This is a genomic window from Sorangium sp. So ce363, from assembly GCF_051520435.1.
Classification (GTDB): Bacteria; Myxococcota_A; Polyangia; order Polyangiales; family Polyangiaceae; genus Sorangium; species Sorangium cellulosum_B.
In genome coordinates, this window is sequence record NZ_CP150333.1 from 5,690,296 (window position 1) to 5,715,308 (window position 25,013).

The following is a 25,013-nucleotide window of genomic DNA, read 5'->3' on the forward strand; positions in this document are numbered from 1 at the left end:
CGTCATGGGTAACCCTTCTTACGTCGCCGATCCGTACGTCACCTCGCTGACCCAACTCCTGGAGGACATCCGGCAAGGCTTCCTGCTTGTGCCGCGGTTCCAGCGGCCTTTCCTGTGGCACGTCGACCGGCAGATCGAGCTGCTTCGCAGCATCCGCGACGGCCTCCCGATAGGCTCGATCATGGTCTGGCGCACCCGGACCCAAGAGCTCCCTTCCTACGAGCACATCGGGCGCCATCGGATCGAACGGCCCAAGCTCGGTCCTGGTTCGACGCGACAGTATGTGCTCGACGGGTTCCAGCGCCTGTCGACGCTCTACAGCGCGCTTCATCAGGAGGATGCGCCTGCCGACGATGAAGATGCAGAAGCGGGATTCTACCTCGATCTGGACACGATGGACTTCTGTACGGAACCGCAGGAAGGCACGCCCGCGAAGAGATGGCTGCCCATGGGTATCCTGCTCCAGCGTATGGATCTGATGAGGTGGGAACGCGAGCTCCCCGAGGAGCGCTGGATCGAGAATGCCGAAGCAGTGTTCAACGCGTTTGACCGGTGCAAGATCCCTGTGATTCCACTGGTAACCGAGGATCTGGCTGTCGCGGCGCAGGCGTTCGAGCGCATCAATACGCAGGGTGTGCCGGTCGGCAGGCTCCACGTCGCGCACGCGCTGAGCTGGTCGCCAGATTTCGATCTCCTGGAGCGGGTGCACACGCTGAAAGAAGAGATCCTCGCACCGATCGGCTGGGGCGAGATCGAGGACGATATCCTCCTCGACACCTGCGCGCTGACGCTGGGCGTCGACTTGTACGAGAAGAACATGGCGAGGGCGATCGCGAGCAAGCTTCGGTCGCAGCCAGATACGTTGAAAGTGGCGGTTCGATCGCTCGAGATGGCCGCGGAGTTCTTGCATACACAAGGGCTATCTTCACCAGCCCTGGTCCCCTATGGCCGTCAGATCGTCCTCCTCGCGGCGTCCTTGAACCCTCTGCACCACTGGCACCGGGATATCGACCAGCTGCTTGCGGCCTGGCTGTGGCTCACAACGTACGCGGAGCTCTTCGCAGGTATCAGCGGCGGTCGGCTGCAGCGCGTGCATGAGGCGCTTCAGGAGACGGCGCGCACCGGCATCCTCGTTTGGCCAGGCTGGAAACCTTTCAGCCGCCGGCCGCTGCCAGCGCGCTTCGATTTCCGCTCTGCGCGAGGGAAAGCGCTGGCCGTGCGCCTGGCAGAGGTGAGCCCACAGCAATCCGGCGGAGAGAAGGTGCCATGGCCCGGGCGGACGAGCGCCGAGCGCCTGGGCGATAGCCTGCTCCAGGGCGCACCCCGCCAGCGCCTCTCGGCAAGCCGCTTCGCCTGTGCCGGCAATCGCTTCCTGGTCCCCCCCGAAGACGCAGCTGCGTTCCGGTCGAGATTGCTTGCCCTCCCGACAGCGCTGGCGCCCGCGGAGCGGGAGCGCCGGCGTGACTGGCTGCGAAGCCACGTGGTGAGCGACGCCGCGTGCGCCTCTCTCGATTCGGACAACCTCGAGGCGTTCGTCGCGCAGCGCGAAGCCGATCTGAACCGGCTGGAGGAGGAGTTCGTGGCCAGGCATCTGGAGTTGCTGAACCAGGGGGCACCTTCGCAGTAGATGACGCCAGCTTCGAGAAGTCGGTCACATATGATCGGTGGGATCGTCAGGAGCGGTCCTGGGCCTGACGGGCTGCGGCGGCCCTTTTCTGACGGAAGGCGAAGGCGGCGGGGCCGCGGATGCGCTTGTCGCGGCGGCGGGGGCTGAAGGCGCGCTCGGGGCGGCGGGGGCGCTGTGAGAGGGCGGCGGCGAAGGCTCCGGTGACGCGGTAGACGGCGCGGCTGCGGACAGCGCGGACGCGGCGGCAGGCGAGGCCGCCGCTTCGGGCCGCGACGTCGGTTCGCCGTCCGGCGCGGGGGCGCGAAGGACCGCATAGGTGATGAGCCCCAGGGCGAGCGCGCTCGCGCCCAGGGCCACCGGGATCCAGACGCGGCGGCCGTCAGCTTTCGTCGGGGCGAGGGTATTTCCGGCCGACGTCAACGTGCTGATGGACCCCTGGAACGCCGGCGCAGCGCCCTCCGAGGCGCCAGCGCTCGGAGAGCCGTGGAAGGGGGGCCCTGCTTCGTTTCGCAGCGTGGGCAAGGACGCGCTGGAGACGGCGCCCATCGTGCCGGGGCTCGGTCCCATCATTCCAGGGCTCGCCGCATCTGGACGCGCCCCTATCGCATCTGGACGCCCCCCTATCGCATCTGGACGCCCCCCTATCGCATCTGGACGCCCCCCTATCGCATCTGGACGCCCCCCTATCGCATCTGGGCTCGCGGCCATCGTGCCGCCGCGGACGACGAGCAGCGGAGACGCCCCCTCCGCGGGAACCGACGGCTGGAGAGGTCGGGGCTCCGAGCCCGCCGCGGAGGCCGCCGCGCCGAACGCCTCGGCGAGCTCGCTCGCGCCCTGGAACCGATGCGCCGGGTCGCGCGCGAGCGCCCGCGAGAAGAACCCATCCACTGCGGGCCCGAGCTCCGGCACGACGCTGGATGCGAGGGGGACGTCCTCCGTGCAGATCGCCACGAACACCTCGCCGATCTCCTCACCCGGGAACGGGAGACGGCCGGTGAGGCAGCGATAGGCGATCACGCCGACGGACCAGAGATCGCTGCGCCAGTCGAGCGTCTTGCTGCGGCGCACCTGCTCGGGGCTCATGTAGTAGGGCGAGCCGACGAGCGTGCCTGTCTTCGTCTCGTTGCCGGCCAGCAGCGTGCCCTGGGCCTTGGCGATCCCGAAGTCGAGGACCTTCACGAGCTCGTCCTCGTCCTGCCGCGAGAGAAAGAGGTTCGCGGGCTTGAGGTCGCGGTGGACGATCCCCATCTCGTGCGCGCGGCGCAGGGCCTTGCACACCTGCGTGACGATGCCGAGCGTGGCCGCCGTGGAGAGGCGCCCCTCCCGCGCGAGCCGCGTCTCGAGATCCTCCCCGTCGAGGAGCTCCATCACGAGGAAAGGCGTGTCGCCCTCGAGCCCGTAATCGTGCACGTGCACGACGTTCGGTAGCTTGAGCTGCGCCGCGGCCCTCGCCTCGCGCTCGAAGCGCGCCCGCGCGGTGGACGAGGCAGCGTACTCGGGCGCCATGAGCTTGACCGCGACCGTGGCGTCGAGCTGGAGGTGCCGGGCCACCCAGATCGACCCCATCCCGCCCCGCGCGAGCATGCGCTCGAGGCGGTATCTTCCGGCGACGACGCTGCCTTCTGCGAGCGAATTCATGAGCCTCGGCCTCTCGCTGGGAACGCGCACCCGAGGGGCTCAGGGTCGAGCAGCCGGGGCGCCTCGCGCCCAACGAAGCAAACGAACGAGCCCACCGCAACAGGATCCGACCCGGACCGCGCGCCGCGTCCTCGCGCCTCGACCGGATCGCCGCGCTCGCGGCGGCGCGCGCCGCCTACTTGCGCCTCGGCCGTGCCGCCGAGCTCGCGGCGTCGCGCGCCGCCGCCGCGGGGGCGCCTCGCCCGGCGGCCTGCGGCGCGCGCAGATCGCTCGCGCGCGCCCGCCGCGCGGGAGGGCTGCCCTGCGACGTCAGCGCCTCCAGGGCGGCGCGCAGCTCGCCGCGCACGTGCGGGCCGAGGAGCTTCTCCGCCATGGCGCTCAGGCGCCCCGCGAACGCGGCCATGATGCAGCCCGCGCGCTGGTCGTCGCGCTCCGGGGCCCCCGAGCGCCGGTAGTGCCGCGCGTAGTCGCCCGTGATCGCCCCGAGATCGCCGCCTACGTGGACCGCCTGCCGCATGAAGAGCCGCGCCGCGCGCTCGTTGGTGATCGACGGCATCTGCGCCAGGGTCAGGGCCACCTCGGTCCTGCCCACGGCGAGCAGCATGGAGACCACCCGCTGGCGCGCGAGCTCGACGAGCCTCGGCGCGAGGGTGTGCTCGTCGAAGACGTGGACGTTCGCCGGCACGAGCGCTTGGCCTTCCGTGCCGAGCTCGCTCAGGAACGCGTTCAGCACCGGCGAGCGCGTCGGCGCGGCGTTCACGTACTCCCGCGCGCCGCCCGCGTTCGACCTCCCGCCCGGCGGCGACGGGAGCGGGCCAACGGCAGGCTTCGCGCGCGGCCCGGGCTGCGCCGAGCGCCCCCGCCGTGCCCGCTCGAAGTGCCGCTCCGCCCTCCCCGCGCGCTCGTTCTCCGCGGCAGCGTCCGTCGCGCCGAGCAGCGCGGCCAGCCCCGCCGCGTGGGCGGCGGTGACGTGCGGAGGAGGTTGCTTGCTGGACATTCGAGCAGATTGTCTCGTTCGAGGGCTGGTCGAGCGCTTATCACGCCGCACGAACGGTTGTACAGCGCTGAACGCCGGTTCCGGACGGGCGCACGGGGCCATGGGTGGTGGCCTGATTTGCACCGGAGTGAATCCCATGAAGGCGAGAAGACGTTAAGATCATTGAGCTTTTCTTCCAGCCTTCCCGCCTTCATGTTCCACTTAGGCCCACCACCCGGAGCGCGGCGGAGGAGGCGGCCGGCAAGGAGTGGGTTCCATGACCTCGACCTCGCACAAGTGGCAGTTCTGGATCGATCGCGGAGGCACGTTCACGGACGTCGTGGCCCGGCGGCCCGACGGCTCGCTCACCACCGCCAAGCTCCTGTCGGAGAACCCCGAGCAGTACGCCGACGCGGCGGTCGAGGGGATCCGCCGCCTGCTCGGCCTCGCGCCCGGTCAGGTCATCTCTGCCGCCGAGGTCGAGTGCGTGAAGATGGGCACCACGGTCGCCACGAACGCGTTGCTCGAGCGCAAGGGGGACCGCACCGTGCTGGTCACCACGCGCGGCTTCCGCGACGCGCTGCGCATCGGCTACCAGAACCGCCCTCGCCTGTTCGATCGCCATATCGCGCTGCACGATCTGCTCTACGAGCGCGTGGTCGAGGCCCGCGAGCGCGTCGGCGCGCGCGGCGAGGTGGCCGAGCCGCTCGACGGCGAGGCGCTGCGCGGCCCGCTCTCGGAGGCGTTCGAGGCCGGGATCCGCGCCTGCGCCATCGTCTTCATGCACGGCTACCGGTTCACCGCGCACGAGCGGCGGGCGGCCGAGATCGCGCGCGAGGTCGGGTTCACCCAGGTCTCCGCGTCACACGAGGTGAGCCCGCTGATGAAGCTCGTCTCGCGCGGCGACACCACGGTGGTCGACGCGTACCTGTCGCCCATCCTGCGCCGCTACGTCGAGCAGGTGGCCAGCCAGATGCCCGGCGTGCCGCTCTACTTCATGCAGTCGAGCGGCGGGCTGACGCTGGCCGGCCGCTTCCAGGGCAAGGACGCGATCCTGAGCGGCCCGGCAGGCGGCATCGTCGGCATGGTGCGCACCGCGCTCGCTGGCGGGCACGAGAAGGTGATCGGCTTCGACATGGGCGGCACCTCGACCGACGTGTCGCACTACGCCGGCGAGCTCGAGCGCGCCTTCGAGACGCAGGTGGCCGGCGTCCGGATGCGCGCGCCGATGATGAGCATCCACACCGTGGCCGCGGGGGGCGGCTCGCTCCTCGGCTTCGACGGCGCGCGGCTGCGCGTGGGGCCGGAGTCGGCCGGCGCGAACCCGGGGCCGGCGTGCTACCGCCGCGGCGGGCGGCTGGCCGTCACCGACGCGAACGTGATGCTCGGGAAGATCCAGCCGGAGTTCTTCCCGCACGTGTTCGGCCCGGGCGCCGACGCGCCCCTCGACCGCGAGGTCGTCGAGCAGCGCTTCCGGGCCATGGCGGCCGACGTGCAGCGCGACACGTCGCGCCCGATCACGCCCGAGCAGCTGGCCGAGGGCTTCCTGCAGATCGCCGTCGCGAACATGGCCAACGCGGTGAAGAAGATCTCGGTGGCGCGCGGGCACGACGTCACCCAGTACACCCTGCAATGCTTCGGCGGCGCCGGCGGCCAGCACGCGTGCGCCGTGGCCGACGCGCTCGGCATGCGCCGCGTCTTCGTCCACCCGCTCGCGGGGGTCCTGTCGGCCTACGGCATGGGCCTCTCGGACCAGAGCGCGATCCGCGAGGCGGCCGTGGAGCGGCGGCTCGACGAGGCAGGGCTCTCCGCGGCGCGCGAGGCGCTCGCGCGCATCGGCAGCGACGCGGAGGCCGAGCTCGTGGCGCAAGGGTTCTCGCCGGAGCGGGTGCGGCTCGTCCGGCGCGTCCACGTGCGCTACGAGGGCACCGACACCGCCCTCGTCGTGCCCGACGGCAGCGCGGAGGCGATCCGCGCCGCCTTCGACGCGGCCTACCGCAGGCGGTTCGCCTTCCTGATGCCGGACAAGGCGCTCGTCCTGGAGAGCGTCTCCGTGGAGGCGATCGGGCCGGGCGAGGCCGCCGAGGAGCGGCCCGCGGAGGCGCGCCCGCACCGCCCCGAGGCCGACGCCCGGGCGCGGATGTACGCCGAGGGGGCGTTCCACGACGCGGCGCTGTACCGGCGCGAGCGGCTCGGGCGCGGCGCGGGGATCGACGGGCCGGCCATCGTGGCCGAGGCCAACGCGACGACCGTGGTCGAGCCGGGCTGGCGTGCCGAGATCACCGCGCTCGGCCACATGGTGCTCACCCGGGTGGCGCCGCGCCCGGAGCGGCGCGCGGTGGGCACCGAGGTCGACCCGGTGATGCTCGAGGTGTTCAACAACCTGTTCATGAACATCGCCGAGCAGATGGGCCTGCGGCTCCAGAACACCGCCCACTCGGTCAACATCAAGGAGCGGCTCGACTTCTCGTGCGCGCTGTTCGACGCGGAGGGCAGCCTGATCGCGAACGCGCCGCACATGCCGGTGCACCTCGGCTCGATGGGTGAGTCGATCAAGACCGTGATCGCGCGGAACCCGGGGATGAAGCCGGGGGACGTCTACGCGCTCAACGATCCGTACCGCGGCGGCACCCACCTGCCGGACGTGACGGTGGTCACGCCGGTGTGGGACGAGGCGGGCGCTCGCGTGCTGTTCTACGTGGCGTCGCGCGGACATCACGCGGACATCGGCGGCATCACGCCGGGCTCGATGCCGCCGTTCTCCAGGACGATCGAGGAGGAGGGCGTCCTCCTCGACAACGTGAAGCTGGTCGAGGCCGGGCGGCTCCGCGAGGCGGAGATCCTGGCGTTGCTCGGCCTAGGGCCGTACCCGGCGCGCAACGTGCAGCAGAACCTGGCCGACCTGCGCGCGCAGATCGCGGCGAACGAGAAGGGCGCGCAGGAGCTCGCCGCGATGGTGGCGCAGTTCGGCCTCCCGACGGTGCAGGCCTACATGAAGCACGTGCAGGACAACGCCGAGGAGAGCGTGCGCCTCGCGATCGCGCGGCTCGACCCGGCGCTCCTCCACGACGGGCGCTTCTCGCTGCCGCTCGACAACGGCGCGACGATCGAGGTGGCCATCCGGATCGACCGGGAGCGCCGCGCCGCGGTCGTGGACTTCACCGGCACGTCCGGGCAGATGGGGAACAACTTCAACGCGCCCCGCGCTGTGACGATGGCCGCGGTGCTCTACGTCTTCCGCACGCTCGTGGACGACGACATCCCGCTCAACGCGGGCTGCCTGAAGCCCATCGAGGTCGTCATCCCCGAGGGCTCGATGCTGAGCCCGCGCCCGCCGGCCGCGGTGGTGGCGGGCAACGTCGAGGTGTCGACCTGCGTCACGAACGCGCTGTACGGGGCGCTCGGCGTGCTCGCGAGCAGCCAGCCGACGATGAACAACTTCACGTTCGGCAACGAGCGGCTCCAGTACTACGAGACGATCTCGGGCGGCTCGGGGGCGGGCATCGAGATCGGGGCGAGCGGCGCGGGCGGCGCGGGTGGCACGCGCGCCGAGCGCGGCTTCGCAGGCACGAGCGTCGTGCAGACGCACATGACGAACTCGCGCCTGACGGATCCGGAGGTGCTGGAGCACCGCTTCCCGGTGCGGCTGGATCGCTACGAGATCCGCGAGGGCTCCGGCGGGGCCGGGCGCTTTCCGGGCGGGAACGGCGGCACGCGCGCCGTGCGCTTCCTGGAGCCGATGACGGCGTCGATCCTGTCGAACGGGCGCTCGACGGCCGCGTTCGGCCTGGCCGGCGGGCAGGCGGGCGCACCTGGGCGCAACCTGGTGGTGCGCGCGGACGGTGCCGTCGAGGTGCTGGGGCACATCGGATCGGTCGAGATGGGGAGCGGCGATGTGTTCGTGATCGAGACGCCGGGGGGCGGCGGATACGGAGCGCCGGTGCCCGCGTGAGGGCGCGTTCCTGAAGCATCCCCTCGAATTTTTCGGGGAGATTCACAGGGAGGCAGGGAGACGGGGAGTAAAATCCCACCATTTTCCCGTGAATCTTCCCCGTTAAAAATGCCAATCGAATGAGGGGATCTGTCAGGCGCGTTCCGCTGATATAGCAGGCGTCCTGCTCCCCTACCCGCTCGCCCGCTCATCCAGGAGTCGGCGCCTTGGCAGCGGGTCCGGACGAGAGCTTGCACGTGGCCTCCCACAGCCCATTGAGGTACACGAGGCCCAGCGCGCGGTCATAAAGGCCATATCCCGGCTTGCCGGTCTCGCCCCAGATCATGCGGCCGTGGTCGGGGCGCACATAGCCGTCGAAGCCGACGTCATGGTACGCCTTCACGATGGCGGCCATGTCGAGCGAGCCCTCACAGGACAGGTGGGCGGATTCGAAGAAGGTGCCGTCCTCCTGGACCGCCACGTTGCGCAGGTGCCCGAAGGGAATGCGGCCCATGCCGCCGAACTCGCGCACCAGCGATACGATGTTGTTGCACAGATCGGCGCCCAGCGAGCCGGAGCACAGCGTGATGCCGTTGGCCGGAGAGTCGACTGTCTTCACGAGGCGCATCAGGTCGTCGCGGTTCTTGACGATGCGCGGCAGGCCGAAGATCGGCCGGGGCGGGTCGTCCGGGTGCATGGCCATGCGGACGCCGACCTCCTCGGCGACCGGGATGATGCGCCGGAGGAAGTGCGTGAGGTGCTCCCACAGCGCGTCTTCGCCGACGTTCCTGTACTCGTCGAGGACGGCGCGGAGCTGCTCCGGCTTGTAGCTCGAGTCCCAGCCGGGCAGCGAGATGCCTTGTTCCGGGTCGATCTCGGCCACCGCCGCGGCGTCGAAGGCCAGGGTCAGCGAGCCGTCGGGCAGCTCCCTTGCCATCTCGGTGCGGGTCCAGTCGAAGACCGGCATGAAATTGTAGCAGATCACCTTCACGCCGGCGGCCGCGCAGTTGCGGATGTTCTGGCAGAAATTGTCGATCAGCCGCTCGCGGGCCGGCTTGCCGAGCTTGATGTCCTCGTGCACCGGCACGCTCTCCACCACCTCGAACCGGAGCCCGGCGCCCTCGATGCGCGCCCTGAGCGCCTGCAGCCGCTCGACCGGCCACACCTCGCCCACCGGCACATCGTAAATAGCCGAGACGATGCCGTAGATGCCCGGGATCTGACGGATGTACTCGAGCTTCACAGGGTCGTTCTCGCCGTACCAGCGAAAGGTCATCTTCATCGTTTCGGTCCTTCCAGCGTCACGGGTCATCCCGTGCAGAGCTCAGGGTTCGAGGCGCCGCGCGGCCGCCTCAGCGCGGAGGGGCCCAGCCGCCGAGCACGATCGCTGGATCGCGCATCATCGCCGCTTGCTCGGCGGAGATCTGCGTCGATCCGGCGGCACGCCCGCTGGTGTCGATGAGGCGTCCATCCGCGTCCCGGCTCTGGTACTCCCAGAAGCGGAGGGAGCGCGGAGGAGACCCGCCCGTGATCGTCCACCCCGCCCGCGAGATGTGGCTGCCGAGCGTGCAGTTGACGTACGCGACGTGGCTCGCCGGATACTGGCTCACGTCGATCCTCGCCAGCGTGTTCCCCGTGATGCCGGCGTCGCTGGTGATGCGCGAGTCGACGAAGACATAGCCGTAGCCAGAGTCGCCGTTTCGCGCCTGCACGATGTAGCCGGATCGACCGACCGTCTTGATCTCGCACCGGTTGAAATACGCCGCGCCCGTGCCCCAGACGAAGTCCACGTTCCCCGCGATCGTGCAGTTGTCCGCGTAGAGGCGCCCGGACCAGAGCAGCGTGTCCTGGAGGCTCAGGATGTCGGCGTCGCGCACGACGCACCTGTCGCAGTCCTGGAGCCGCAGCGCCTCCGCCTGGGAGCCGCCCTGCGGCGTGAGGTTGTGGATGGTGAGGTTCTCGATGATCAGGTCGCTCACCTTGTCGGCGCCGACGAGCGCGCGCCCCCTGGTGCTCGGGTTCAGGTTGTTGTTGTTCGTACCCGAGAGGACCGTGCCTTTGCGATCGGCCCCGCGCAGCGTGATCTTGTGTTTGCCCTCGAAGTAGACGACCCCGTGATGAGTCCCGCGCTGAACGGTGATGAGCACGCTGTCCCTGTTGTTCGCCGGGACCGCGTCGAGCGCGCCTTGCACGGAGCAGAAGTCGCCGGTGCCGTCGAGCGCCACATCGAGCGACGAGACGCTCGATGGGCCTGCGCCCGCCGTGTCGAAGCGCCACGCCGTCGCGTCCGCGATCGCGAACGAGCCGCCCCCCGGGGGGACGATGGCGCCGGGGTCGACCGTGACGTAATAGGACTGGCCGTAGTCGAGCGCGCGCGACGGCAAGGACACGACAGCATCGTTGCCGTCCACGTACACCGGGCGAGGTACGTTGAACGTCCGGCCGCCGATCGTGGCGCTCACGGTCATCAAGGCCATGTCGACCGTCGCGACCGCCGCGCCAGGCCGGGCGGCGTTGAACACGCGAACGGCGCCCGCGCTGCCCAGCGTCGGAGCGCCGGGGAACGTGATGCGGAGCGGCGGATCCGGGCACAGCCCCCGGGCGCCCGGCGCGGGGAACAGCGCGCTCACGCCGGCAGGGAGGTCGACCGGATCCGCGCCGCCGTCGCCTTGGCTCGCGCCCGTGCCCTCACCGCCGCCGGCCGCGCCTGCACCGCCTGCTCCCGCGCCGCCCGATGCGGCGCTGCTGGTCGACCCGCCGCCGCCCGACGCCGCGCTGCTGGTCGACCCGCCGCCGGTCGATCCGCCGCTGGTCGAAGCGCCGGCCGTCGAGGCGCCGGCGGTCGAGGCGCCGCTGGACGCCTCGGCGCTCGTGTCGTCCGCTGTCCCGGCGCCCTCGCAGGCGATCGAACACAGACCGAGGAGCCCGAAGAGAAAAAGTCGAGAGCGGATCATGGCGCCGGCGCAGGGTATCAAGGCGCTGCGCGGCCTGGCAATCTGCGCTCAGGGCACGGAACGTGCTTGTGCTCTGATTCCAGAGACGCCCCATGCTCCCGGCCCGTTCGCGTGGCACGAAGGCCATCGTCGTTCCCGCGCAATGGCCCCCAGTGCGTCCGCCCCATCCCCCTCGAGGAGCTTCATGGCTGACTCCGTACCCATGACCGACCGTGCCCACGACGTCCTTCGTCAGGAGCCTCAGAGCCTCGACCCCATCTTCAGGCCGCGGAACGTGGCGGTCATCGGCGCGACCGAGAACAGCGGCGCCGTCGGCCGCACGCTCCTCTGGAACCTGATCAGCAACCCGTTCGGCGGCACCGTCTTTCCGGTGAACCCGAAGCGGCAGAGCGTCCTCGGCATCAAGGCCTATCCGAGCATCGCGGCCGTGCCGGCGAAGGTGGATCTCGCGGTCCTCGTCACGCCCGCCGCGAGCGTGCCGGGCCTCATCGGCGAGTGCGTGGACGCCGGCGTCCCCGGCGCGATCATCATCTCGGCGGGATTCAAGGAGATGGGCCCCCCGGGCGCCCAGCTCGAGCGGCAGATCATGGAGCGCGCCCGCGGGAAGATGCGCATCATCGGCCCGAACTGCCTGGGCGTCATGAACCCGATCGGCGGGCTCAACGCGACGTTCGCGAAGGGGCAGGCGCGGCCGGGCAAGGTCGCGTTCATCAGCCAGTCCGGCGCGCTCTGCACGGCGGTGCTCGACTGGAGCCTCAAGGAGCAGGTCGGCTTCAGCGCGTTCGTCAGCGTCGGCTCGATGCTCGACGTCGGCTGGGGCGACCTGATCGACCACCTCGGCAACGACCCCAAGACGAGCAGCATCCTCATCTACATGGAGTCGATCGGCGACCCGCGCGACGCGCGATCGTTCCTGTCGGCCGCCCGCGAGGTGGCGCTCACCAAGCCGATCATCGTGATCAAGCCAGGCCGCAGCGAGGCGGCGGCGAAGGCGGCCGCCTCGCACACCGGCTCGCTCACCGGCTCGGACGAGGTGCTCGACGCGGCGTTCCGGCGCGTGGGCGTGCTGCGCGTGAACGACATCGCGGACCTGTTCTCCATGGCCGAGACGCTGGCCAAGCAGCCCCGGCCCCGCGGCAACCGGCTGTGCATCGTCACCAACGCCGGCGGCCCGGGCGTGCTGGCGGCGGACGCGCTCGTCGCGAACGGCGGCGAGCTGGCGCCGCTCTCGCCGGAGATCCTTGGCGAGCTGAGCGGCTTCCTCCCCGCCGCGTGGAGCCGCAACAACCCGGTCGACGTGCTCGGCGACGCCGGCGAAGGCCGCTACGCGAAGGCCCTGGAGATCTGCGCGAAGGACCCGAACAACGACGGCGTGCTCGTCATCCTCACGCCGCAGGACATGACCGAGCCGACCCAGACCGCCGAGGCGCTGCGCAAGCACGCGCACGTCGAGGGCAAGCCGGTCCTCGCCAGCTGGATGGGCGGCGTGGAGGTGGAGGCGGGCAAAGCCATCTTGAACCGCGCCGGGGTCCCGACGTTCGAGTACCCCGACACCGCCGCTCGCGCGTTCTGCTCGATGTTCCGTTACGCGTACGCCCTCCGCGCCCTGTACGAGACGCCCAGCACGGACGAGCGGGCGTTGAACGTCGATCGCGAGAGGGCCAGGGAGCTCATCGCCGGCGTCCGCGCGTCGGGGCGGACGCTCCTGGATGAGGTGGAGTCGAAGCAGCTCATGGCGGCGTACGGCATCCCGACGGTGCCGACCGCCGTCGCGAGGAGCGCGGACGAGGCCGTGGCCACGGCCGGGGAGATGGGATATCCGGCCGTCCTCAAGCTGTACAGCGCGACGATCACCCACAAGACCGACGTGGGCGGCGTGAAGCTCGACCTGCGCGACGACGACGCCGTGCGCAGGGCGTTCGAGGAGATCCAGGAGAGCGTCTCTCGGCGGGCCGGCGCGGAGCACTTCCAGGGCGTGACGGTCCAGCCGATGATCTCGCTGAAGGACGCGTACGAGATCATCCTCGGCAGCTCGATCGATCCGCAGTTCGGCCCGGTGCTCCTGTTCGGGGCCGGCGGGCAGCTCGTCGAGATCTTCAAGGACCGCTCGCTCGGCCTGCCGCCGCTCAACGCGACGCTGGCGCGGCGCATGATGGAGCAGACGAGGATCTACCGCGCGCTCAAGGGCGTGCGCGGCCGCAAGCCGGTGGACCTCACGATGCTCGAGCACCTGCTCGTGAGGTTCTCGCAGCTCGTGATCGAGCAGCGATGGATAAGCGAGATCGACATCAACCCGCTCTCCGTGAGCGCGGAGGGGGCCATCGCCCTCGACGCCCGCGTCGTCCTGCACGCGCCGGACACGCCGGAGTCCGCGCTCCCCAGGTCGGCGATCCGCGAGTATCCCACGCAGTACGTGACGGAGCTCGAGAGCAAGGACGGGCAGGCGTTCACGATCCGGCCCATCCGCCCCGAGGACGAGCCGCAGATGGTCGAGTTTCACCAGAAGCTGTCCGAGCGGACCGTGCGGCTCCGGTATTTCTACCCGATGCAGCTCGATCTGCGCACCGCGCACGAGCGGCTGACGCGCGTCTGCTTCGCGGACTACGACCGCGAGATGGCGCTCGTCGTCGAGAAGCCGCCCGCGGGCGGCGCGCAGAGGAAGATCATCGGCGTCGGCCGGCTGAGCAAGCTGCCAGGCACGCGCGACGCGGAGTTCGCCCTGCTGATCAGCGACGAGCACCAGCGGCAGGGGCTCGGTTCCAGGCTGCTGGGCCTCCTCGTCCAGATCGGCCGCGACGAGGGGCTCTCCCGCATCAGCGCGGACATCCTGGCCGAGAACGTGGAGATGCAACGCGTGGCGCAGAAGCTCGGCTTCCGGGTGACGCGCGAGATCGGGGATTCGACCGCGAGAGCGGAGCTGACGCTGTAGGCGCGCCGACGGGGTCTCGTGCCCACCCAATGACCTGTCGGGTACGGAACGGCTGTCGCGACGGCCCCGGTTCGCCCACGTCCAGGCATCCTGTCCGCGGCCAACATCATTGAAACCGATACGCCTCGCATTCGTGCCTTTCGTGTCCTCCAGGTGACCTGTTGGTTACGATTATGGCAGTCAGGCAAATGGCAGCGATCCACGTGTCGGATCAGCGCGCCGTCCCGCACGATTTCCTCTGGCGCGGCGGGACAGCTTCCTGAATCATGTTTGCATGGTTACTTTCTCTCCGTCCGACGTGCTCCGCTATATCGACGTCACCGTCGCTTCCGGGGATCGGCTGGATGTCCGGCACTTCCACGTCACGGAGCGAATGAGCGCGCTGTTCGAGATCTCCCTCGTCGTCGTATCGGACAACGCAGACATCGACTTCGAGGCCATCGCTGGCCAGGCGATGAGATTCACGCTGCGGCAGAGCGCCGTCGGGCGGGGCGCGCGCACGTGGACGGGCATCTGCAGCCACATCGAGCAATCGGCGGCCGAGGACATCGGCGTCTCCACGTACAAGATCGTCCTCGTACCAGCGCTGTGGCTGCTGACCCAGCGCCGGAATCACCGCATGTTCCAGCTCCAATCGGAGCTCGACATCGTGCGGACGCTCCTCGCGGAGTGGAACATCCCGACGTCGGAGCGCATCTCCGCCACGTACGGGAAGCGCAAGTATCGCGTCCAGTACGGCGAGACGGACTTCGCGTTCATCTGCAGGATGCTCGAAGACGCGGGGATCAGCTTCTACTTCCAGACGACAGAGGACGGCGAGACGAGGCTCGTCCTTGACGAGGCCCCGCACCGGAACGCCCCGAGAGAGCCATCGATCGCATTCCGCGACAACCCGACGGACGCCGACCTCGAGCACGTCACCAAGATGCGCGTCGGTCGCCAGATCCGGCCTGGCAAATATTCGGTGCGCGATCACGACCACCGACGGCCGCCGGGCTACGCTCTCCTCAGCACGGCGAAGGCCGCGGAGCCGCTGGAGGAGCCGCTCGAGCGGTTCCATTACGTGCCCGGCGCCTTCCTGTACGAGAGCGACAAGGGACAGCCCACGCCCGTCGCCGACGACAGGGGGCGTTACCGGACCGACGAGAGAGAAGCCGGCGCTCTGGCGCAGCGCAGGCTCGACGCGCAGCGCGTGGGGGCGCGGACCGTCGCCTTCGACACGAACACGCTCGATCTCGCGCCAGGCGCCGTCGTCTCCTTCCTCGATCATCCGAAGAGCGAGCTGTCCCCGAGCAGCGCCTTCCTCGTGACGCACGCCACGCTCAGCGGCGAGCGGCACGGCGAATGGTCTTGCGCCTGCGAGGCCGTGAGCGCCAGCCTGACCTACCGGCCGCCGCTCGTCACCCCGAAGCCGAAGACGGCCGGCGTGGAGAGCGCGACGGTGGTCGGCCCTCCCGGCGAGGAGATCCACACCGACGAGTTCGGCCGCGTGCGCGTCCACTTCCACTGGGACCGCGAGTCGAGGATGGACGAGACCTCCTCCTGCTGGATCCACGTGAGCCAGCCGTGGTCCGGCACGGGCTTCGGCGGCACGAACCTCCCACGCATCGGCCAGGAGGTGATCGTCGACTTCCTCGGAGGCGATCCCGATCGGCCCATCATCGTCGGCCGCGTGTACACCGGACTCCAGACGACGCCGTACAAGCTCCCCGACAACAAGACCCAGAGCGGCTGGCAGAGTCGATCGTCCCCGGGCGGCGGCGGTGACAACTACAACGAGATCATGTTCGAGGACAAGAAGGGCCAGGAGCTCTTGCGCATGCAAGCGGAGAAGGACCTCGACAAGCTCGTGAAGCACGACGAGGCCGTGCGCATCGGTCACGATCGCACGAAGCAGGTGGGGCACGACGACATGCTCGTCGTGGGCCACGATCGCGCGCGGACGGTCGCGCATGACGAGTCGGTGAGCATCGGAAACGACCGGACCCGGCTGGTCGGGAACAACGAGAGCGTCACCATCGGGAACAGCCGAACGAAGTCGGTGGGCGTCAACGAGTCGCTGTTCGTGGGCGTCAACCAGAGCGAGCAGATCGGCGCGAACCGCACCGTGGCCGTCGGGGCGAACCACCGCGAGACGATCGGCGCGAACATGAGCGTGAGCGTCGGCTTGGCGAAGGCGGAGACGGTGGCGCTCGCCTCGGCCGAGACCGTGGGCGCAGCGAAGGCGCTGACCGTGGGCGCGGCCTACGCGATCACGGTGGGCGGGGCGATGGCGACGAACGTGGCGCTCGTGCAGACCGAGAGCGTCGGGCTGAGCAAGACGGTGACCGTGGGCGACAAGATCACGATCACCTGCGGCGCCAGCGTCATCACGATGGACAAGGAGGGGCTGATCAACATCTCGGGCAAGGACATCACGGTCAGCGCGACGGGCGTCGTGAACGTGAACGCCAAGGGCGACGTGAACGTCGAGAGCGCCGCCAACGTGAACGTCAAGGGATCGAAGATCCACATGAACTGACCCGTCCGGGTGCTCGACCGATGGAAGTCATCAACGCCACCAACCTCGACATGAACGCCACGGAGTCGATCGACAAGAGCGGGCGGCCGTGGCTCGTGGTCGTCGCGAAGGCCACCTACCGCATCCCCACCCACCCCGCGGCGACGCCCGAGCTCTCCGACAGGCCGCGTGGCCTCCTGTACAAGGACGTGTTCGAGGGAGAAGAGGGCCTGTCCACACCCCTGTTCGAGAACGACCTAGTTCCGTTCAAGCCCGCATGCGACGTCATCGTCAAGGGCTCCGCGCACGCGCCGCAAGGCGAGCCGGTCACCGAGACGATCGCTGGCATCAAGGTCGGCCCCATCCAGAAGGCCGTCCGCGTGCTCGGGAACAGGACCTGGGTCAAGCGCTTGAGCGGGTACGAGCCGAGCAAGCCAGCGCCCTTCGCCGCGGTGCCGATCACGTACAGCCGCGCCTTCGGCGGCGCGTTCGACCATCGGGCGATCGGCTCCGACGACCCCGCCGATTTCCTCGCACATCCAGCGAACCTGATCGGGTGCGGCTACGCGCGCGGCAAGTTCCTGAAGCTCCTTGAGGGTCGGCCCGCCCCCAACCTCGAGGCCCCCGGCATCCCCATCTCGGATCCCGAGAAGCTCTATGCGCCGATGTCGCTCGGGCCGATCGCGCGCAACTGGGCGCCCAGGCTGGCGCTGGCCGGCACGTACGACCAGGCGTGGCGGGACGAGATCTTCCCCCTGCCCCCGCCCGATTTCGACGAGCGTTATCACCAGTGCGCGCCCGCCGATCAGCAGATGCCTTATCCAAAGGGCGGTGAGGAGGTCACCCTGCTGAACCTGCTCTCCGCCAGCGGCGTCGCGCGCTTCCGGCTCCCGGAGCTCGATCTGCCCATGGTCGCGCTGTCGAGGCGCCACGGCCGCGCCGTGCTCGCACCGGTCGTCGACACCCTCGTCATCGACGCGGACAGCGCCACGTTCGACCTCGTCTGGCGCGCCCGCCTGCCCCTCGCGCGGAGCATCGACGAGATCCACACGGTCGCGGCCGGCAGCGTCTGCAAGCGCTGGTGGAAGAGCCGGGTCTACGGCACGGAGGATTGCGGCTGCGGCGGTGTCGAGACCAGCGACGAAGACCTGGCCCCGGTCACGAAGGCGCTGGACTGAGATGGCCGCAAAACCGCCCATCTCCGTGGTCTCCTCGGGCGTCGTATGCAGCGTCGGCCTCTCGACGGCCGCGGCCTGCGCCGCGATCCGCGCCTCGATCGACAGCTTCGCGGAGACGCAGTTCATCGACCGTCTCGGCGAGCCGATCCTCGGCGCGCCGATACCACCCGGAGCGCTGGAGCTGCCGGACGAGGCCGACGGCGCCACGCTGGGCGGGGACGGGAGGCTCGCGCGCATGTTCGCGCTGGCCGCCTCCGAGTGTCTCGAGCAGGTCGGCGGTCTCGACGTCGCGCGGACGTGCCTCCTGATCCTGGGCCCTGAAGAGGGCCGTCCCGCGATGCCAGAGGACATGCTGCGACGTCGCGTCGCCACCGTCGAGAGCGCCTGCGGCAGGAAGCTCCACGCCGAAGCCCGCGCGATCCAGGGCGGCAGCCCCGGCCTGATCGAGGCGCTCACTCACGCTCGAGAGTTGCTGGCCTCCCCGTCGATCCACGGAGTCCTCGTCGCAGGCGCGGACAGCTTGCTCGACCCCGAGGAGATCAGCGAGGCGCTGAGCGACGAACGGCTGCTCACCGGCGGGAGCGCCGGGGGCTTCATTCCCGGGGAAGCCGCGGCCTGCGTGCTCGTCACGCGCAGCGCCGAGGGGGACGCGCGGGACGTCCAACGCGCGCCGGCGCTCTCGATCGCAGGCCTCGGCATGGCAAACGAGCCGCAGACGCTGCGAGCGAGGCAGCGCAGCCGCGGCGTCGGCCTGTCCAGGGCGATCCGGCAGGCCCTGGAGGAAGCCGGCGTCCCTGCCGACGCGGTTCACGCCCGCTACGCCGACATCTCCGGGGAACCCTATTTCTTCGAGGAGGCCAGCTATGCGTGGACGCGCGTGCTGCGCGGCCCATCGCCGCCCGGACACAAGCTCTTCACACCCGTCACGCGGGTGGGGCACATCGGCGCGGCCATGGCGCCGCTCCTCCTCGCGATCGCGCTCGACGACGCTCGCAACGGCCGGGCGGCCGGCCCGAACACGCTCGTGCACCTCTCCTGCAGCGCCGCGCCGCGCGGAGCGCTGCTGCTCGTCGCTTCATGAGAACGGGTGAATCCGATGGCCCACCACGTCTACGCAAACGGCAACGAGATCTGCTCCAGGAGCGCCGACGGAACATCGGTGATGGCCACCGACGTCTGCTTCTCCCCCGGCGCGCCGTTCCCCGGCGTGCCGGTGCCTTACATGAACATGTGCAAGGCCCCGGATATCACCAACGGCTCGAAGACGGTGTTCATCAAGGGGGAAGAGATCTGCCTCGAGGACAAGAGCTACTTCGCGACGAGCTACGGCGATGAGCCGGCCACGCAGGCCATGAAGAAAGGCACGGTCTCCGGCGCCGTGCAGGGCAGGTGCTACTTCGTCTCCTGGTCCCCCAACGTGTTCGTCGAGGGGCTCGCCGTGACCCGGCACATGGACATGGTGACGCACAACCATTCCAACCCCGCCAACACGCCGCCGGTCTATTACATCTCCCGCGCCGCGCCGCCCGGCGCCTGCAAGAAGGACGTCGAGCGCATGGAGAAGCGCTGCAAGCCGGACGAGGACAAGCGGAAGAAGCGCAAGGGCATCCCGGCGGACAGACAAGGCGGCAACCACGGCTCGTGGGTGCTCGACCACTGCGGGCCGCTCTTCGTCAAGCCCGGCGTCGACTTCGACAGCTGGCTGAAGGACTTCGGCGACATCAACGCGGTCATCAACCAGGCGACCGCCACCCTGCAGAGCGAGGTCATCGCCAAGCTGGAGAAAGAGATCGCCGAGTTCGCCGTGAAGAAGGCGGGCGCGTTCGCCGCGCGCCGCGCGCTCACCGGCTGGATCCCCATCGTCGGATGGGTCATCACCGCGGTGGACGTGGTCAGCACGGGCATCGAGCTGGCGGAGAAGATCCCTCAGATGAGGGAAGAGCTCGACGAGCTGAAGAAGATGGCTTCGTCGCTGGACGAGGGCGCCAGGAAGATCACCAGCGCCTTCGACAGGTTCAAGGACAAGATAAAGAACTTCGACAAGCTGTCACCGGAGGAGCAGAAGAAGGTCGCCAGCGAGGTCATGGCCGACGTGCAGAGCGCCTACGCGGCGGCGAGCCCGTGCCTCCGGGCGCGCAAGTGCTTGCTGGTCCCCTACAAGGAGACCGACAGCCAGGCGGACACCTGGGCCGGAAAGGGATGTTGCCCCGGGCAGACAGGGCACCACCTGCTGCCGGACGCGATGTTCCGCAACCCCGAGAAGACGGCGGCGTACCGCGATGCGTGGAACAAGGACCCCGCGACGAAGGGCAAGACCATCCCGCGCGACAACCTGCCGAAAGAAGAGTGCTGGCAGGGCTACACGGAGAAGGGCGCCCCGACGATCTGCATGGAGGGCACCAACAACACGCAGGGCAGTCACGGGCTGTTTCACAAATACACGGAATTGAAAATGAAGCCGCACCTGAATAGCCGCACGATGAGCTACAGGGAAGCGCGCGATCTGATGGTGAACGAGGTCGCCCGCCTCTATGGGTGCGACCCCGGCTGCCTCAAGGCGCAGCTTGACGCGTATTACCAGGGCGCCCATAACTGCGGCCCGCTGGCGGGCGCGAAGGTCGTGCCCCACTCCGGGATGGCCGGCGGCGGACCCAGCGTCGAACACGACGGGATGTAGTGGAGAGGCGGATGATCCTGGACCGAGAGCACTGGGAGAGGCACTGCGCAGGTTATACCGTGTATGACTGCGCGATCATGGACGCCGCGCGCACCTTCTACGTGATGGTCGAGAGCACGGACAGCCCCCACAGGGATCCCCTGCCGCGGACGCGCTTCCTGTTCGCGCGCGCCGACAGACCCCTGGATCAGAAGCGGTTCGTCCGCAGCGAGCTCGGCAACTTCGGCTTCACCGAGATCGCGTATGGCCCGTCGGCGGTCGAGTTCGTGGCCGTCGACACGGGCAGACAGGTCTTCTCTTACGACCGATCCCGCGCAGGTCAGGAGGCCGACATCCCGGGCGAGCTCCCTTCCACGACGCTCCTGGCCGCCACGAGCAAGATCGCGCGTGTCGGGCGATCCGTTTACGCGGTGGGCTGGCCGCGCCGCGTGTACCTTCGCGCGGGCCTCTCGTCCTGGGCGCCGCTGGACAACGGGATGCCTCTGCCGAAGAAGCTGAGCAGCAGCCACGAGGACGATCGGATCGAGGCGCAGACCAACTACACGTTCAACGATCTGGCCGGCTTCTCGGAGACGGACATGTACGTGGTGGGCGACGCCGGTGAGGTGTGGCGCTTCGACGGCGCGCGGTGGGGCCGGTGCGCGTTCCCCACGAACCAGCGGCTGTGCACCGTCGCCTGCGGCGCCGATGGCAAGGTCTATGTGACCACCCAGACGGGCAGCGTCTGGGTCGGCCGCGGCGACGCCTGGAAGCTCCTGGTCGACGTCGAGCGCAGCGTGCCGTTCCGGGACAGCGCCTGGTTCGCAGGCAAGCTGTGGTGCGGCTCAGATTACGGTCTGTGGACGGTCGAGGGAGACGAGCTCGCGAAGGCGGATATCCCAGCGGAGGTCTTCCTGGTGTCGGGCCGTATCGACGTCTCCCCGGACGGCGGCCATCTGCTCACTGCCGGCGCGCAGGGCGCCGCGCTGTTCGATGGAGCGCGCTGGGAGCTCCTCTTCAGCTCCCACGAGTTTGCCTGAAGCGCGGAGCCGGCCACCCTATCGATCACATCGAGCGGTGTGGCGCGCTCCGGCGTCCACGCCAGGGCCGCTGTCTTATTTCAGCAGGGCGGCCTGCGCGTACCCGGGCGCGTGCACCGGGAACAGCCCGCCTGTCCTCGACGCCCGCAGGAGCTCCACCGCAGCGGAGGCCCGCCACGGCTGAGCGCCTGTGCGGAGACACACCTTGACCCACGCGGCCGTGAGCGCGCGCCCGCCGAGGCGCCGCTCTCCTGGCGCATGTCCGGGCCGCGCCTGCTCCCAGTGCGCGCGGATCGCGGCGCAATCGGGCTCGGGCAAGTCCTCCCAGGGGCTCGCGACGGTTCGGGCCACCACCTCATCGGGAGGATCGATGTCGGGCGCACGCACGGCGAGCGGCGGCTCCAGCCTGGCGCCGGTGATGGTCGCGTACACCCATGAGGCGCGGCGCGCCAGCGCGGGCTCGCGCTCGATCACCTCGAGTATCCACGGAATGCACGCCGCATCGCCCCGAGCTGCCGCACCCGAGAGCGCCGTCGGCAAGCTTTCCGGAGACGCGGCGAGCTCGGCGAGGCGGGCGGCCGCTTCCGCCGCGCCGACACAACGCGCGGCGAGCTCACACGCGGCGGAGGCCGCGGGCTCGCGCCGGGCAGCGGCGGCTTCCCACAGCGAAGGCAAAGCGCCAGTGTCGCCGAGGAGCACCGCGGCCCACGCGGCCCACGGCCACGCCTCGTCCTCGCCGGGCCGCGCCGCCGCGCACAGCTCCGGGAGGAGGTCGCGCCGCCCGAGCCGACCTGCAGCGCGAAAGGCTCGCGCGCGGAGCCCGGCATCCGGAGCGCCCATGCTCCTACGAAGCGCTGCGCCGGGATCCTGTCGGCGGGCAGCGTGCGCCGCGATGGCGAAGCCCTGGAACGCGGGCGGACACTCGTTGGCGAGCAGCTCGCCGAGGACGTTGCTCGCGCGCAGGGCCGAAAGCCACGCGAGCGCCGACACCACGGCGCGCTCAGCTCCCGGTCGCCTCTCGGCGCCGAGGAGGAGCCGGGCCAGCGCCATCGCGTTGCCCCGCTCTGCGGCGACGTGCACGGCGACGAAGAGCTCGGGGACGCCGCCGCGCGACGCTGCATCCAGGCTCTTCTCGAGGCCCACATCACCGGCGATGACGAGGCCCTCCAGGTTCGCCTGGAGCCTCCGGTCGATTTCCGCGAGCGCGTCCAGATCGAACAGCGGCGAGCGGCACGCCCGCTCCCGTCGCTCCCACAGGAAGGAGGCCTCATCTGCGTGCCTCTCAACGATCTGAACCAGGACCCTGTTCATCGCCCGCGCGCTCGGCTACCGGTCGCGCCCACCGCGCAACGCGCGCGGCATTGTTGGCGCAGCGCGGGTCGCTGTCGAGCGGTGTCACGCACTTGGCACGCTCGCTCGACGCTCCGTGTCCAGTCCGTGTGCGATCACGCGCGACGGCGATCACGATCGGTGTGAGCCGGATTCAGGGCGGCCCGGTCGAGATCAACGGACGCCGGGCTCAACTCGCCGCGCGCAGCGCATCGATGACCCTCCGCACCTGCTTGCCAAGGCGCACATCCTTCACCAGGCGCTGTATCCATACGCGGTGAATGTGCGGCCACGCGCCCGCCGGGAGGCCGCGCTCGGCGAGCGCTCCCGCGATCTCGCTGCGCTCGGCGGCCTCGGCGAGGCGCGCGTAGTCGTCTGGCGCAATGGGGCCGCGCTCCGCTTCGAGCGCGCTCACGTAGGCATTGTCGTAGATCGAGAGCAACGCCTTCCTGCTGCGCGCGGCCTCATCGCGGATCCGGTCGAGCCAGTGCGCGTGGACGCGCTGCCATCGCGCCTCGTTGAGCTCCTCGGCGCGGAGCACGTCGCCGGTCGAGCCCACGTCGCACGCGAGGCGCGCTGCGATCGCTCCGCATCGCTCGGGCGGATACGATTCGAATGCGACCTCCAACGCGGGCTCGACGACCGGCCCCGGCGCGTCCGTCGCATCGGCTTCCACGGCGGGAGGCCGCTCGGTAACGGGCGCGGGCGCCTCGGAGGGCCCTGCGGAGAACGCCGCGATCGCGCCGAGCAGCGGCGGCGGCGCGGAGGGGCGAGGCGGCTCCGACGGCGGCACAAACGGGAGCCCCGACGTGCTCGCTCGGGGCGGGGCGTCGCTCCGAGGCACGCTCTGCCCTTGCGTAGAGGCGAAGGGCAGCGCGGCCGACGACGCGACGAGCCCCGGCGTCTCGGTCCTCGCGAGCGGGTGCTCGGCGAGCCCCGGCGTCTCGGTCCTCCCCGCGAGCGGGTGCTCGGCGAGCCCCGGCGTCTCGGTCCTCCCCGCGAGCGGGTGCTCGGCGAGCCTCGGCGCCTCGGTCCTCGCGAGCGGATGCTCGATGAGCGACGGTGTGACTGCGCCCGAGCTCGGCTGGGTCGTGTGCTCTCTGGCGGGCGCCAGAGACGCCAATACAGCGCGGACCGACGACAGCGGCGGGACGGAGCTCGGGGCCCGCGCCGCGACGCCTGAGAACGGCAGCGCGGTCGACGAGGGCATCGCGGCACCCACCGCGAGCGTGCCGTCCACGCGGAGCGCGTCGCGGGCCAGCCTCGAGGGCAGCGCCTCCGGCGCGCCGGGTCCTGTCACGACCACGCGGCCAGGGCAGTCTGCGCGCTCGAGCAGCACATGCGCTCGCCACACGAGCATCGCGAGCCCGCGATCCGTGTCGATGTGCAGCGTGTCGCAGCGCAGCTGAAGACGTTGCCGTCCGGATCCATGATCGACCACCGCGGCCGGCGTGACAGGCGCGAGCCGCGTCGACAGGTGCGCGAAGCGGGGGTGCAGGTTCTCGAGGTAGATCACCTCCGCGCCGAATGGCTCAGTGCATTGCTGGTCGGGCGGCGCGGCGTTGAAGTACCCGCCGTCGATGTCCTCAGGAAGCGGCCATTCATGCCACCGCCTCGGGTTCCAGAAGGCGGCATGCCGGTGCAGGCAGGCCGCGCGCGATGGCCACGCCGGTGCGATCGGGCCGAAGCCCACCGGCGGGACGATGTCGCCCTGCGACGCGAGCCGGCGCCCGACAGGCCACAGGTTGGGCACCGGCTCGCGGCCCGAGCGGTCAGCTCGCGCCGCGGCGCCGAATGGCCTGCCGGCTGGATTGCTGGTGTCCGGGCCGCCGACCGCGCGCTCCCATGCGAGCGGCATGCGGGTGAAACGCACCGGCTCGCCGAGCCGCCCATCGTGGCCGCAGAACCGATCGCCCACCACCTGAATCGCTTTGTCGATGTCACCGACCGAGAGCCGCGCGACAAGCGACGGTACGGGCCGCCCCTCCGGCGCGTACGCATGCCCGGAGACGAGCACCTCGGGCCGCTGCTTGAACGGCACCAGCTCCGACGCCAGCGCGAGGGCACCGCCCTCGCCGGTGTACACGTCGGCCTCGACCACGGGCTCCTGCGTGGCGGCGAGCGGCGACAGCTCGGGCCGCAGCTCGAACGTCGCCTTGCACACCACGGTGAGCGCAAAGCTGCCATGCCGCGGCTGCCACCCGATCTTCGACACAAGGAGGGCACAATCCGAGATCACATCCATGCCCGCACCT

Annotated in this window: 14 protein-coding genes; 8 read left to right on the forward strand and 6 right to left on the reverse strand. The window is 70.1% G+C overall.

The window, feature by feature from the left end; all coding sequences use genetic code 11:
- Window positions 1-4: 4 nt before the first annotated feature.
- The gene (locus WMF12_RS21590; RefSeq protein WP_437873391.1) at window positions 5-1,627 is read left to right on the forward strand and encodes a DUF262 domain-containing protein; all 1,623 of its coding nucleotides are present in this window, start codon (window positions 5-7) and stop codon (window positions 1,625-1,627) included.
- A 24-nt stretch (window positions 1,628-1,651) separates the two neighbouring features.
- Here WMF12_RS21590 and WMF12_RS21595 read toward each other — a convergent pair whose 3' ends face one another.
- Both WMF12_RS21595 and WMF12_RS21600 read right to left on the reverse strand, forming a co-directional pair.
- A complete protein-coding gene (locus WMF12_RS21595) occupies window positions 1,652-3,265 on the reverse strand; it encodes a serine/threonine-protein kinase (protein ID WP_437873392.1) in 1,614 nt (537 codons plus the stop codon).
- Between the two features lie 175 nt (window positions 3,266-3,440).
- Window positions 3,441-4,262 carry a hypothetical protein gene (locus WMF12_RS21600; RefSeq protein ID WP_437873393.1) on the reverse strand — a complete coding sequence of 274 codons (822 nt, stop codon included), beginning with the start codon at window positions 4,260-4,262 and terminating at the stop codon, window positions 3,441-3,443.
- A gap of 256 nt (window positions 4,263-4,518) precedes the next feature.
- Between WMF12_RS21600 and WMF12_RS21605 the strand changes: the two genes are divergently transcribed.
- A complete protein-coding gene (locus tag WMF12_RS21605) occupies window positions 4,519-8,193 on the forward strand; it encodes a hydantoinase B/oxoprolinase family protein (RefSeq protein ID WP_437873394.1) in 3,675 nt (1,224 codons plus the stop codon).
- 187 nt (window positions 8,194-8,380) lie between these two features.
- Here WMF12_RS21605 and uxuA read toward each other — a convergent pair whose 3' ends face one another.
- Together uxuA and WMF12_RS21615 are read right to left on the reverse strand one after the other, a co-directional pair.
- Window positions 8,381-9,454, reverse strand: coding sequence for a mannonate dehydratase (gene uxuA, locus WMF12_RS21610; protein ID WP_437873395.1), 1,074 nt, complete (start codon window positions 9,452-9,454; stop codon window positions 8,381-8,383).
- Window positions 9,455-9,524: 70 nt separating this feature from the next.
- Window positions 9,525-11,126 (reverse strand): pectinesterase family protein, encoded by a 1,602-nt coding sequence (locus WMF12_RS21615; protein WP_437873396.1) that lies wholly within the window; start codon window positions 11,124-11,126, stop codon window positions 9,525-9,527.
- Between the two features lie 184 nt (window positions 11,127-11,310).
- On the opposite strand from WMF12_RS21615, the gene WMF12_RS21620 reads away from it, so the two are divergent.
- From WMF12_RS21620 to WMF12_RS21645, 6 genes are all read left to right on the forward strand, one after another.
- Window positions 11,311-14,055 (forward strand): bifunctional acetate--CoA ligase family protein/GNAT family N-acetyltransferase, encoded by a 2,745-nt coding sequence (locus WMF12_RS21620; RefSeq protein ID WP_437873397.1) that lies wholly within the window; start codon window positions 11,311-11,313, stop codon window positions 14,053-14,055.
- A 274-nt stretch (window positions 14,056-14,329) separates the two neighbouring features.
- Window positions 14,330-16,576 (forward strand): type VI secretion system Vgr family protein, encoded by a 2,247-nt coding sequence (locus WMF12_RS21625; RefSeq protein ID WP_437873398.1) that lies wholly within the window; start codon window positions 14,330-14,332, stop codon window positions 16,574-16,576.
- A 20-nt stretch (window positions 16,577-16,596) separates the two neighbouring features.
- On the forward strand, window positions 16,597-17,733 hold the full coding sequence (locus WMF12_RS21630) for a DUF2169 family type VI secretion system accessory protein (protein ID WP_437873399.1): 1,137 nt from the start codon (window positions 16,597-16,599) through the stop codon (window positions 17,731-17,733).
- A gap of 1 nt (window position 17,734) precedes the next feature.
- Window positions 17,735-18,814, forward strand: a complete 1,080-nt coding sequence (locus WMF12_RS21635; RefSeq protein ID WP_437873400.1) for a hypothetical protein — start codon at window positions 17,735-17,737, stop codon at window positions 18,812-18,814.
- 15 nt (window positions 18,815-18,829) lie between these two features.
- A complete protein-coding gene (locus tag WMF12_RS21640; RefSeq protein WP_437873401.1) occupies window positions 18,830-20,410 on the forward strand; it encodes a PAAR-like domain-containing protein in 1,581 nt (526 codons plus the stop codon).
- 11 nt (window positions 20,411-20,421) lie between these two features.
- Complete coding sequence (locus tag WMF12_RS21645) at window positions 20,422-21,429, forward strand: hypothetical protein (protein ID WP_437873402.1); 1,008 nt, start codon at window positions 20,422-20,424, stop codon at window positions 21,427-21,429.
- 75 nt (window positions 21,430-21,504) lie between these two features.
- On the opposite strand, the gene WMF12_RS21650 is transcribed toward WMF12_RS21645, so the two are convergent.
- Window positions 21,505-22,740 carry a TIGR02270 family protein gene (locus WMF12_RS21650; protein ID WP_437873403.1) on the reverse strand — a complete coding sequence of 412 codons (1,236 nt, stop codon included), beginning with the start codon at window positions 22,738-22,740 and terminating at the stop codon, window positions 21,505-21,507.
- Window positions 22,741-22,948: 208 nt separating this feature from the next.
- The gene (locus WMF12_RS21655; RefSeq protein WP_437873404.1) at window positions 22,949-25,003 is read right to left on the reverse strand and encodes a DUF2169 domain-containing protein; all 2,055 of its coding nucleotides are present in this window, start codon (window positions 25,001-25,003) and stop codon (window positions 22,949-22,951) included.
- Window positions 25,004-25,013: the final 10 nt, after the last annotated feature.